This window comes from Trichodesmium erythraeum IMS101, from assembly GCF_000014265.1.
GTDB lineage: Bacteria > Cyanobacteriota > Cyanobacteriia > Cyanobacteriales > Microcoleaceae > Trichodesmium > Trichodesmium erythraeum.
Window position 1 is genome coordinate 2,974,545 of sequence record NC_008312.1, and the last position, 12,679, is coordinate 2,987,223.

Sequence of the window (12,679 nt, forward strand, 5' to 3'; positions counted from 1 at the left end):
TGGACAGAATAATTGCATAAAAATCAAAGGACAAAATATCCGACCACTTCTCCTATAATACTCTTGAGTTGTTTTTCTAATACATATTTTAAGATTGCTTTTCTTCGCGGGTGGGTAGTCTGAGATCAAAAATGTATAGGTTGAAGGACTATAATGTTGATTAGTCTTGTAATTCTTACTTTGATGACCCTTGATGAATGTATGAATTGAATATACAGACTTTTAGAGAAATGAGAAATTAGTGTAATACTAAATCTGGTTTAGACGGGAGCTTTATTCTCAACGTAAGGCAGAGGAAAAAAGGACTTATGCTGAAAGATTAGAAAATAATTTTAAATATTAGCTTTTGATCACTGGATATGGTATTATTTACATATATGGTATTCCTAAATTTGCTTGTTCCACTAGGAAAAATAGTTAGGATTGGGAAATTTTCAAATATTTAAAAGCTTGTATAGTAAGCTTTACAGGATTTTATCACTGAACAACAGAACAGAACAACACTTCTTCATTGACTCTAATTTTGGTTTGAGTCTTTTCTTCTGCTTCTTGAGTACAGCTTACTTTACTAGTACTTTATTTTTGAAAAATTGTATGTAATGACTTTTGAAGTGCTTATGTAGTTAAGTCAGATTAAGGGTAATAGTCTACAAGCAGTTATTTTTGCAGTTAGGCTCCTGAAAGTGAACGAGGAGATTTAATCATCAATATTACTAAATCTGCATAATAACTATTAAGGAAGGAAAAGGAACATTAATATTGTTATGAATCATAGTTTATGTAAAATAATAAAATACATAGATAAATATGGTAAATAATTAATAATAAATAACTATATCTAATATGGTAAAGAGCACAAAAAAAATAACTATCTAAAAGATTTGTGTTTCGCTTCCCAAAATGAAACACAAATCCTAGCTGCTGCTATGTAAGTCCTTTAAACATAGTTATATTAAGTATTGGATAATTTTTAGAGATGTTTATTATAAAAAAAACCTGATAGTTAAATCAAAATTACTATAAACCAGGAGTTAGAAGTTATTCTAGCTCCCAAGCTATAAAAACTTCATAATTAGACTAATCATCCTTTAAACCAAAAACCATCTGAACTACCATTTGTTTTCCACCTGATTCATGATATCTATCAGCCCAATGTCTAATTATTTCATCTAAGTCTTCTTTAGCTTGTTCAAAGCGATCAGGAGAAATATCAAACTCCTCTAAAATGCGCATTACCTTATTAGTATTGTTATTTTCCGCCCAGTCCTTCATTAACCGGAAATAGCGAGCTGTATCTTCAACCATTATATAAGTGCGTTCTTCTTGACCCTCTGGGGAATAAGAAGAACGAGTCAGAGCATAAAAAGGCATTCCCCAAGGAGAATCTATCTTAGTTACCGTACCAGAATAAATCAAACGACGCTTAATATGTTCTGCCAAAGCTTCACTTAGAGGCATCCGGCGTTCAGGAGGGAAATCTTCTTGAGAACGTCTATGTAGGAACTCAATTAATTCCATAAACTGAAAAGAATTAATCAATCTAGCATCAGGCATATTTGAAGGAAGTTTACCTTCAATATATCGCTTTTCTTCTGTAGTAAGATTATTACCAGGAAGGCGAGAACGACTAGGAGTCCAGGGATATTGTTCTAACCATACATAGGGAAACTGAATTAAGTATCGAGGTTCTTGAGAACCCAACATTTTTAACAATTTACCCTTTGTTAGTGCTTCTTCTACTTCCTGCACAATCACTTTAACCCGTTTGGGTTCAATATGATGTAGGTGTCCAGTCATACGAAGATTTTGACCTTGTTCAATATAGGTCATATAAATCGCACACTTAGCTGCTGTTGCAGCGGCATCTAAAAAAGCTCCATGACGATGCCCACTTGTCCTCATGGCACTAAAGGCTAGATATAACATAATCTGATCCATAGCACTTGGACTCAGACTATTTATTAGATCCGTATCGGTTTTCATCATAATCCTCAAAATTATAATTCTCAAAAAAACAAAATTTAGAAGGTATCCTGTCCTCCCTGATTAACAATGAAAAATGTGCTGACTATGATAATCTTTAACAATACCAGAAAACCAGTCAGTTATAGATGATACACCTACCAATATATCTCTTTGAAAACTTTTTTTCATTTTGCCTTAGAGCAATAACCCTAATATGGCTTGTGAATAGTTTGTTATCTTAGTATATTTTTACACCCTGTATAGTTTTATGGAAAGACGTAATAGAAATAATTGTACAAGTATAGTTTCTACTTGCTGTTTACGAGTTTTGGAATCTCTATAAGCTTCAATTCCCGAATATTATCAATAGGTTAATATTTTTTGATATTAATCTATAGTTTTAAATCTCACTTCAAAAGCTCAACTCTTCCTAAAGGCCATATGATTCTAGTAAAATGGACTAAAGTTAAAATATCCAACGAGAATATTCACAATTCTCATTCTTACTTATTTTGTTAGCTTTAACAAAAACTAAGTAATTATAACCAACCTCAACTTAATAATCATAACATAAAATTACCCAATAAAGGAAATAATTTTAACTTAATGTCAGTTCTTGATTAGAATTGGAGAAGTGACATGCTGAAGAAAAGAAAGGAAATAATTTAGCTACCTCTCCATATGATTAATTATAGATGCTTTGTTTTGTCATGTCGATGATTGTTATCAACAACTTTCCGCGTAGTGAGAATTGGCTATTATTGATGTCTTTCAAGCCTAATAGTGTTTCAAAACCTAGCACAAAGAGGCCATACTTCAATTGATTGATTTGGTTTTTTTTCTTTCTGACTTCATCTGGTTGTTAATGAACCAGAAGCTTATAGTTTATTAACAAAAGCTATAAATCATGTTAAAAATAGGATAAAATCGCTTAATTATAGCATGATTATTTGCAAAAAATGCACTAACTTATAAACCTTCTTATTGGATCTTCTTGATCCCAAACATTCCATTATCGAAACAGTTATTGATTGAAAAATCTTAAGAATATTTTTCAAATAAAAACTCGCCCGTCCATCGGGCGAGGCTTTAAAGCTAATACTAAATCCGGGTATAAATCAGGCTTGTCCCATAGCCCAATACCTTATTTAGCAAAGGCTATAACTTTTAAAAATATCCTTTCACTAATGTGAATTTAGTATTATTTCTAGTTAAGTATTGTAAATTATCAAGGGTAAATCAAATTTGACATTTGCAAGAGGCGTAATCCTTATTTAGAAATTTAAAAAGTAGGAAACAGCCTCAGCGTCCACTACCACGATGAGGGATAAGATCCTGATTATCTTGCCCAGAAGTAGGAATTATACTGAAAAATTTATATTTTTTTCGGATACCTTCTCCACTAGGAACAGTTTCTAAATCTCCATGATTGTTTACAGCATTGCCTCTACCTGCGTGTTGTGTTAAAAAATTTGCAGATAATTCAAGTTCATTTGCAGTCATCAAAGCTTGGCTACTAGAAGTATTACCAAGTAATAATAAAAAAGAGATAATGATAGGCGTATAATTTTGCATAGGTTACGTCCGTCTGAGAGTGTCTACTTTCTGATACGGACTGTTAGGAACAAATCAGGATAGTTAGGAAATAATTTGTCAGTTCAATATATAGAAAAGGCTGTAGTGTACAAAGATATTGAGAGAAATTTTTATCAGGAGTAAATATTAACTTAGAACTTAAATAAATCTAAAGATTATTGCAATTAGCCAGTAAAATTTAAAAGTTTATTCCCATAATTATCGGGTGTTTTACCATTAGATAGTAAATAAAAATATCAAGAACTGAATGGCCAAAAAAATATTGTTTTCTGGCAAAAAATTTGGTTAGACAATATGTATTAACTACTAATTCACAAATACAGGTAAAATATAACTTTAGTAAAAACTAAAAAAAATCAAGCTAAAATGGAAAAAGGATTTATTCTGTGGTTTACGGGGTTAAGTGGAGCTGGTAAAACAACTATCAGCAAAATTGTGGCAGAAAAATTAAAACAAAGAGGTCGGAAAGTAGAAATATTAGATGGGGATATAGTCAGAGAAAACTTATCAAAAGGGTTGACTTTTAGCAAAGCGGACCGAGATATAAATATCCGGCGCATCGGATTTGTAGCTCATCTCTTAAGCAGGAATGGAGTAGTGGCGATAACTGCAGCAATTAGTCCTTACAAAGCAGTACGCAATGAAATTAGAGAAATGGATGAAAATTTTATAGAAGTTTATATCAATGCACCTTTAGAAGTATGTGAACAACGTGATGTTAAGGGGTTATATGGTAAAGCTAGGGCTGGAGAAATTAAAAATTTTACCGGTATTGATGATCCTTACGAACCACCAAATAATCCAGAAATTACTTGTTGCACAGATAAAGAAAGTTTAGATGAAAGTGTAGCTAATGTAATTAGTAGTTTAGAAAAACTAGGTTATTTGGTTTGAAATTAGAGCAAGGGAGTGATCAATGAAGCAACAAGAATCAATAAATAAAGAAGATATCTTTAGCCGAAAATTATCTTTATCCCAGGTTTTAAGTTGTGGAATAATAGTTATATTATGCATTTTTTGGGAAGTTTCATATTCGGCACTTGCTCACACCCTACTCCAGGAAGACCAAACATTATCAGAAACCTCAACCTTACCAAAACTAAGAGAATCTTGGTCTAAAGAGCAAGAACCACAACCAACTCTATTAAATCTACCTCCAGAACTAATACTGATTCCTGAAACAGAAACACCTTTAAGTGTTTCAAAAGAGTACACACTTGGTCCTGGTGATCACGTTCAAATAGATGTTTTTAATATACCAGAATATAGTGGACAAAATGGGCAACATCAAGTACAAATTGATGGGACTCTTAATCTACCATTAATAGGTAAGGTTTATGTTCAGGGAAGGACCTTGGAAAAAGCCAAAGGGTTAATTGAAGAAAAATATGGTGAGTATTTACAAATACCTATAGTTAACCTTAACTTATTAGCTGCACGTCCATTAAGAATAGCGATCGCTGGAGAAGTTCAATATCCCGGTTCATACACAATTTCGCCTATAGTAAGTCTTGGGGGTAGTAGTAAAAGTGGGACTCAAATGCCTACAGTTACTAAAGCATTACAGGTAGCAGGTGGAGTAACAACTTCAGCAGATATTAGACAAATCAAAATTCGTCGTTTCCAACTCAACGCCCCAGAAGAACTAATCAATATTAATCTATGGGAACTTTTGCAAAGTGGCAACTTAGTTCAAGATATTTTTTTGCTGGATGGGGATACCTTATTTGTACCTAGTATTGCAGAAATTAACCCGGTAGAGTTAACTCAACTAGCAAGTGCTAACTTTGCTGGTACTAATAATAAACCTCTCAAAATTGCGGTGGTTGGAGAAGTAGCACGCCCTGGCCCATATATACTAGAAACAGATATTGACCAAAGTCAAGTTTTGCCTACAGCAGAGAAATCAGACTCTAGTGAAGCAGATAGCAATATTTCACTCCGTCAGAATACTAGGCTGCATACTGTGACTAAAGCAATTAAAATGGCGGGGGGTATTACTTTAAGTGCAGATATTAAAGAAATTAAGGTGCGCCGACTAACTCGCGCTGGAGAGAAGCAAATTATTAAAGTAAATCTTTGGGAACTGCTGCAAAGTGGTGATTTAAGTCAAGATATAGTCTTACAGACAGGGGATACAATTTATGTGCCAGTAGCAAATGAAGTTGATTTAGATGAATTAGCTGAAGTTACGACTTCAAGTTTTTCTCTAGGTCAGCTCAAAATTAATGTTATTGGGGAAGTAGTTAAACCAGGAACAATATTGATAGATCCTAATAGTACACTTAATCAAGCTTTGTTGGCAGCAGGAGGTTTTAATCCATCAAGGGCAGAAACAAAAGAAATAGAACTTATTCGCCTTAACCCTAATGGTACAGTTACTCGACGAAAAGTGCAAGTAGATTTTTCGGCAAAAGCTAATGAAGAAACAAATCCAGCTTTATTGCATAATGATGTAATTGTAGTTGGTCGTTCTAGTAGGGCAGCCTTTAGTGATAATATAGGAGGTGTTTTAGCTCCTTTTAATCCAATTAATAGAATTTTAGGGATATTTTTTGATATTTTTGATTGATTTAGTAGATAGAGAATATAGAAGGAATAGAAAGGATAAATTATTATAAACTATTAGAAGTTATTATTAAATTTACCTCACAATCATCAAAAATAATATAAGGTTTTTAATAAAAAAATTTAGGTGGAAAAAATTATTTGTATTGGTTTATTTATTGCCAAAATTTAAATCTATTTTTAGTTATCATTTAAGCTTTGCCTTGAGCAATAGTTTACTATGAGTAAAATTAATTTTAATAGATAATTATAGTAGTTCTCACTTAAGTAGTCCATAATAGGGATGTTCTAAGGAAAGTACCTATAAGGGTTTTTTATTTTTAGGAGTGTGTTCCAAATTTGTTCTTAAGTGCTATTAATTTAAGGCTCAATAGGCTGCTAGTATTAAATTACATTAATTAACTATAATTCAGTAACTATTTATATTACTTTAGACTACTAATAAAGAAGGTGATACCTTAAATAAAATAAGTTTTATGAAGAAGATTATTGTGGCACTATTCAATAAAATTTTAAGTTATACACGGAAAAAAAATTGTTTGGCAAGGAAAATAAAATTGATAAAAAGCTATAATATTGTATGATTAATTAACAATAATAAAAATGCTTTTATGTTTCCAATTTCTCCTATTTCCTGATTTTTTCCCTCAGCGAGTATTCAAAAAGATATGATATTAAGGTTAAGGTTAAGGTTAAAGTTAAATGATAAACTTTTCAATAATTTTTAGTTTTGAGAAATTTATCAATTGCTTTTTCCTCCTTTAAAGGTAATAAAACTGATGCTGACTGCTGAAAACTTAGGCAATAACTGAATTTTTACTTTTAACTTTAACTATAGATATGGAACAAAAAAAAACTTCTTGGTTATCTCTGTATAATAATCGGGATAAACCCTTGGATTCATCCCTAAGTTCTATTCCTTACTCTTTACTTCCTAACCATATATATGAAGCTAAGTTTCATGGATCGGAAGAAAAACTATCTGAAAAAGAAAATAAGATTTGGAAATTAATATGTCATTGTTTTTTCTTGATTTTTAGTGTGACAACTACTACGACAACTGGAGCATATTTCTGGAGTTTGAATCAGATTCCTATATATCAAGGAAAATTTCAAATATTGGTTGAAGGAGTTATGGTTAAGAATTCAGCTAATCATCAATTGACTATGGATAAAAAAATATTCGGCACAAATTTTGGAGAAGATTGGGAAAAACAGGCAACAAAAATTATGGATGGTCAAGATGAAGATATAATGACTTCATATTCACATCAAAATATTATAAAAAATCCAGAGTTAAATAACTATAGCTTAGATTATAAATCACAAATTCAAGTGCTAAAAAGTCCGCATATTATGGAGTCAATAATTGCGGAAATTCAAAGGGAGTATCCAGAAATTAATTATAATTTTTTATTTAATAAGCCAAAAAATGTTTTTTTTACTCGGGAAAAAATTAGAATTCAAAGGTTAGGTGATACGAAAATTTTAGAAGTTAGCTATAATGACTCAGACAAAAATAAAATAAAGTTTGTATTAGATAAACTGGCGGAAGCTTATATTAAATATGGTCGTGAATATAGTCAAAATAATACTGGTGAAGGGTTAAAGTTTGTTGAGGAACAAATTCCTAAATATCAGCAAAAAATTAAAAAATTGCGACAGGAATTACAGGAGTTACAACAAGAGTATCTCTTTATTAATCCAGAAATTAAAAGTCAAGAAATAGCAGCAGAAAGGAATCAAATTAAATCTCAAAAAATAGAAAATAAAATATTGCTTGGCCAACAGCGATCGCTCTATACTATGTTGCAAGGTCAGTTGGGAATTAATCCTGAAGAAGCCTTGATAGCTTCAGCTTTAAGTCAAGCACAAAGATATCAATCATTATTAAGTAAATTGCAAAAACTGGAAATAACAATTGCTATGGAGTCAGCTCGCTTTAAAGAGAAAGCACCTCAAATGCAAGTTTTATATAAAGAGCGAGAAAATTTACTTCCTTTGTTAAATGAAGAGGCCGAAAAAGTTATTGGCAGAGATATAGAACAAGTAAATAAAAATGCTTTAGCTTTTCAAGACTCTATTCGCCTAGAATTAATTCATAAAATGATATTAGCTGCAAATCAAATAGAGGTGATTGCAGTTAGAATTAAAGTCTTGGATGAGGCTGAAGCTAAATTAAATGAATACCAAGAAAAAATGCCAGAATTAGTAAGGCGCTACAGGGAAATTCAGGAAGAATTAGCAATATTAAATAAAAGGATTAAAAATTTATTAGAAAAACAACAAATATTACAAATAGAAGTAGCTAATACAAAATTACCTTGGGAATTAATTGCTCCACCAGAATTGCTAAAAACTCAAAAAGGTGAGTTAGTAATAGTCTCTCCCAATATATTATTAAATATGGCTATGGGATTTTTAATAGGGTTAGTGCTGGGAATATTATTAGCTCTGTTGGGAGAGAAATTTAAGCAAGATGTTTTTGAGACACCAAAAGAAGTAAAAAAGTCTCTTGGTTTGCCTTTGTTGGGGGTCATTCCTATACATGAACAAAGAATGTGGATAAATGAAGAATTGAAAGAAAAGAAAAGTTCATCTTTGGTTTTATATCCCTCAGTTTTTCAAGAAGCTTTTCGGACTTTAAATACTAATATTCGTCTACTAAATATCGAAAACCCGATTAATTCTCTTGTAATTAGTTCTGCTTTACCAGGGGATGGTAAATCTACAGTAGCGGGTCATTTAGCTAGTGCTGCTGCTGCTATGGGTCAACGAGTGTTATTAATAGATGCTGATGTACGTTGTCCACAAATTCATAATATGATGGGATTTTCAAACCAGGAGGGTTTAAGTAGTGTAATTACTGATGGTCTACTAATAGAAGCAGCAATTCAGCGATCGCCTGTGGATGAAAATCTGTTTGTTTTAACTTCTGGACCTATTCCATCTGACCCAACAAAAATTTTGTCCTCAAGGCGAATGTCACAATTGATTCAAGAGTCAGTAAATACTTTTGATTTAGTGATTTGTGATACTGCTCCATTATTGGGAAGAGCGGATGCTAATATATTGGCAGCTTGTACTAATGGATTACTGTTAGTAGTGGGATTGGGCAAAACTGAGCGAGAGGCTTTAAGTTTAGCTCTGGATGATTTGAGTATAGCAGGTGTGCCGATGTTGGGAATTGTGGGTAATGGCGATCGAGCTGATTCTTATTATCAGCGATATTATGATTATGACTAAATTTATCCTCAATATGAAGAAATTAGGTGAGCTACCCGGTTTTGAACTTATGGGTGGTTATAATGATGGGCTATGGCTTCATTGGGGAGCTACTTACTCAAAGATCGATTACTCAATTGAGTATCAATAACTCCAAAACTAATGTAAGTTTTAGTTTCTGTAAATTGAGCACGAAGCTTTTATCCTTTAATACTAAATCCCACGATAGTTTGCAGGTATTTGTCAGGCCTAAGGGTTCCAAACAAGCATTGCCTTTCTATCCCGAATAGTTGGGAATATTTCTGGAAAAATTGAAGTTGAGAAAAGGCAACAAGTTAAACTACATTAATAGGTCAGTGGACAAAAAATTAAAGTTCTTGTGAAAAAAAACATGATAACTTTATGGGAAAGATATGTTGATCTTCATAAGTATTGAATTATGACTTATGAGAGAGTAATTTTGTGTTTTTGAGGAGAATAAAAAATGCAGATCGCTACAGTTAATCCAGCAACAGGAGAAGTCCTGAAAACTTTTGAACAAATTACAGATACACAAATAGAGGCTAAACTAGAGTTAGCAGAAAAAACTTTTCGTGCCTATTGTCAAACTTCTATAACTCAACGTGGAGAATGGTTGTTAGCAGCAGCAGACATTTTAGAAAAAAATGCTGAGAAATTTGGTAAGATAATGACTCTAGAGATGGGTAAAACTATAAGTGGAGCGATCGCCGAAGCTAAAAAATGTGCTCTAGTCTGTCGTTACTATGCAGAAAAGGCTACTGAGTTTCTGGCTGATGTTCCTGCACAAACTGATGCTAGTAAATCATTTGTTCGTTATCAACCAATTGGTCCAGTGCTAGCGGTTATGCCCTGGAATTTTCCTTTTTGGCAGGTTTTCCGTTTTGCAGCACCAGCTTTAATGGCAGGAAATGTGGGTTTATTGAAACACGCTTCTAATGTTCCTCAATGTGCTTTGGCTATTGAGGAAATTTTTCAAGAAGCAGGTTTCCCAGAAGGTGTATTTCAAACTCTTTTGATCAGCTCAGATAAAGTGTCTGGTATTATGATGGATGACCGGGTCAAAGCAGGAACTTTAACTGGCAGTGAACCTGCGGGTGCAAGTTTAGCGGCAACAGCAGGTAGAGCTATTAAAAAAACGGTCTTGGAACTTGGGGGTAGTGACCCTTTTATAGTATTAGAAAGTGCTGATTTAGAAACAGCAGTTACAACAGCAGTTACAGCTAGGATGCTAAATAATGGTCAATCTTGTATTGCAGCTAAACGTTTTATTTTGGCAGATGCGATCGCTGATCAATTTCAAGAGGGTTTGGTAGAAAAATTTGAGGCTTTAAAAGTAGGAGACCCTATGTTGCCAGATACTAATATTGGTCCTTTGGCAACTCCATCTATTCTTGAAGAGTTAAATGCTCAAGTGGAAGCTTCTGTGGAGAAAGGAGCGAAAATTCTCACAGGTGGTCATCTTTTATCTGACCTTCCTGGAAATTTTTACCCTCCGACAATTTTAGCTGAGATACCAATAAGTTCTCCTGCTTATCAGGAAGAATTTTTTGGTCCGGTAGCTTTAGTCTTTCGCGTTGCTAATATTGATGAAGCAATAAATTTGGCAAATAATACACCTTTTGGTTTAGGTGCAAGTGCATGGACTAAAGATACGGGAGAGACGGAAAGATTAATCTCAGAATTAGAGGCTGGTGCTGTTTTTATCAACGGTTTAGTTAAGTCTGATCCACGTCTGCCTTTTGGTGGAATTAAACGTTCTGGTTATGGTCGGGAACTGAGCAGGGAAGGAATTTTGGAATTTGTCAATATTAAGACTGTTTGGGTTAAATAATTATTTTCGACATGATAGGGTATTTAATATTAATTCGGTTTTGATGCTTTATTTATACCAATGCTAACTGATTTAATATAAGGGTCTCATTCACGGGTGGGAGTAGGATGCTCCCACTAACCAACAAAAACAATTATCCAAACATGGTTTAGCTCTCACTTTCAGCAATGAGAAAATCTTCTGGGGTTAGTAAACTAGAGGCTACCCCTGAAACAAGGGCTAAACGTTGGCTGCCAGAATTAATCACTGTATTACCTGATTCTTCGGTTAGAGTCAAATTCTCAAAAGCAATACCCCCATTAAGCTGCAATAAATCAATACCATCCTCAAAGTCCTGAATAATATTGCTACCGTTGTCTGGAGCTAACACAAAGCGATCGCTACCCTGACCACCACTAAATGAGTCATTACCCTTGTTGCCTAAGAGGTTATTCTTACTTATACCTCCGAAAACACGGTTGGCATCTTTCCGCAAAGTAAATCTACTCCAACATCACCTGACAAAATATTGCTAAAATTAGTACCCATAATAACTTGAGCTACTTCTGGTTACTATTCTGGAGACTTTTGTGGATTTTTGGGGTCGATAATTAGCTATTCTCCTGCTTTATCTTCTGGAGTTGAGTTACCTCCATCAAATTCGCAAGTCTTTGTTAATTCATTCTCATCAGGTTTCTTTATCTGGGTAGTCTCATCATCATCTTCATCGTCTTTGATATTAAGGTTACAGTTTTTTTGATTCTGATTGATTCAATATAAACTGTCAAACAATTGATTTTCGGGGATAATGTGCCCATCGCATTTTGCCCCACAACTGATCGCCCCGCAATAGGCCCTGTCTCAACTTCCAAATTCCAATCACTCCTAAGGACACTATTCCCCGTCAAATCATTAGAGGCAGCCACATCACGTCCAATTAACCGACTCAAGTCCTCCACAAAAGACCTATGATTTTCAGCGCATTACATTTATACAATAGAATATCCCCACCATCAACTATAGCTTGGCCCCAGATATCTAAATGGACAATATAATCCTGCAAATTGCCATTATCCAACTGACTATTACTCGAATGCAACACCCCTTCAGACCCGTGGGATAATATTTGGGTATTTTGAGGTTCTGCCGTTTGGCTAAAACATTAATAATGACCTCCATACCATCCTGATGGCCATTAATCAGAATAATTTCAGTACTATTACGGTCTATTTCCTCCATTAAATGTTGGTAGTTAGAAATGCTGGTCTCGAGAAAATTAGGGAATTAGATTGGTTATGCATTACAAAACTCGGTAAGTTTTATATTTTCAATGTCAATTAAAACCCTATAAATTAAGCACTTATAATCATTAAAAAAAAATAACATTTCTAGGGATTGTAAAGTACAATTTATATTTCTTAATCCTTAGGGAAAACCCATTAGTCAAGAATCACGTTTACTACCTGGTACTTTAAGAAAAAATAGGTTAAAAAT

The 12,679-nt window shown here is 33.5% G+C and carries 8 protein-coding genes and 1 pseudogene; 4 read left to right on the plus strand and 5 right to left on the minus strand.

The annotated features are described in order from the left end of the window. Nucleotides 1-1,077 precede the first annotated feature (1,077 nt). Both hetR and TERY_RS09060 read right to left on the minus strand, forming a co-directional pair. Nucleotides 1,078-1,983, minus strand: a complete 906-nt coding sequence (hetR, locus tag TERY_RS09055) for a heterocyst differentiation master regulator HetR (RefSeq protein WP_011611549.1) — start codon at nt 1,981-1,983, stop codon at nt 1,078-1,080. A gap of 1,284 nt (nt 1,984-3,267) precedes the next feature. Then, nucleotides 3,268-3,540, minus strand: coding sequence for a hypothetical protein (locus tag TERY_RS09060; protein WP_011611550.1), 273 nt, complete (start codon nt 3,538-3,540; stop codon nt 3,268-3,270). Between the two features lie 351 nt (nt 3,541-3,891). Between TERY_RS09060 and cysC the strand changes: the two genes are divergently transcribed. The 4 genes from cysC to TERY_RS09080 all read left to right on the plus strand — a co-directional run bounded on the left by cysC (nt 3,892) and on the right by TERY_RS09080 (nt 11,206). Continuing rightward, nucleotides 3,892-4,455, plus strand: a complete 564-nt coding sequence (gene cysC, locus TERY_RS09065; protein WP_370497188.1) for an adenylyl-sulfate kinase — start codon at nt 3,892-3,894, stop codon at nt 4,453-4,455. Between the two features lie 22 nt (nt 4,456-4,477). Continuing rightward, the gene (locus TERY_RS09070) at nt 4,478-6,133 is read left to right on the plus strand and encodes an SLBB domain-containing protein (protein ID WP_011611552.1); all 1,656 of its coding nucleotides are present in this window, start codon (nt 4,478-4,480) and stop codon (nt 6,131-6,133) included. 836 nt (nt 6,134-6,969) lie between these two features. After that, nucleotides 6,970-9,375 carry a polysaccharide biosynthesis tyrosine autokinase gene (locus TERY_RS09075; protein WP_011611553.1) on the plus strand — a complete coding sequence of 802 codons (2,406 nt, stop codon included), beginning with the start codon at nt 6,970-6,972 and terminating at the stop codon, nt 9,373-9,375. Nucleotides 9,376-9,838: 463 nt separating this feature from the next. Next, entirely contained in the window at nt 9,839-11,206 is a 1,368-nt protein-coding gene (locus TERY_RS09080) for an aldehyde dehydrogenase family protein (protein WP_011611554.1), read from the plus strand. 148 nt (nt 11,207-11,354) lie between these two features. On the opposite strand, the gene TERY_RS09085 is transcribed toward TERY_RS09080, so the two are convergent. The 3 genes and pseudogenes from TERY_RS09085 to TERY_RS36615 form a co-directional block, all read right to left on the minus strand. Further along, nucleotides 11,355-11,681 (minus strand): hypothetical protein, encoded by a 327-nt coding sequence (locus TERY_RS09085; protein WP_011611555.1) that lies wholly within the window; start codon nt 11,679-11,681, stop codon nt 11,355-11,357. 202 nt (nt 11,682-11,883) lie between these two features. After that, entirely contained in the window at nt 11,884-12,144 is a 261-nt protein-coding gene (locus TERY_RS09090) for a DUF4347 domain-containing protein (protein ID WP_071820676.1), read from the minus strand. Further along, a pseudogene (locus tag TERY_RS36615) lies at nt 12,132-12,448 on the minus strand (DUF4347 domain-containing protein); the annotation flags it as partial. The gene TERY_RS09090 and the pseudogene TERY_RS36615, both read right to left, overlap by 13 nt. Between the last annotated feature and the right edge of the window lie 231 nt (nt 12,449-12,679).

Coding starts and splice junctions, on each gene's coding strand:
- TERY_RS09080 (WP_011611554.1), top strand. CDS start 9,839: ATGCAGATCGCTACAGTTAATCCAGCAACAGGAGAAGTCCTGAAAACT.
- TERY_RS09075 (WP_011611553.1), top strand. CDS start 6,970: ATGGAACAAAAAAAAACTTCTTGGTTATCTCTGTATAATAATCGGGAT.
- TERY_RS09060 (WP_011611550.1), bottom strand. CDS start 3,540: ATGCAAAATTATACGCCTATCATTATCTCTTTTTTATTATTACTTGGT.
- TERY_RS09070 (WP_011611552.1), top strand. CDS start 4,478: ATGAAGCAACAAGAATCAATAAATAAAGAAGATATCTTTAGCCGAAAA.
- hetR (WP_011611549.1), bottom strand. CDS start 1,983: ATGAAAACCGATACGGATCTAATAAATAGTCTGAGTCCAAGTGCTATG.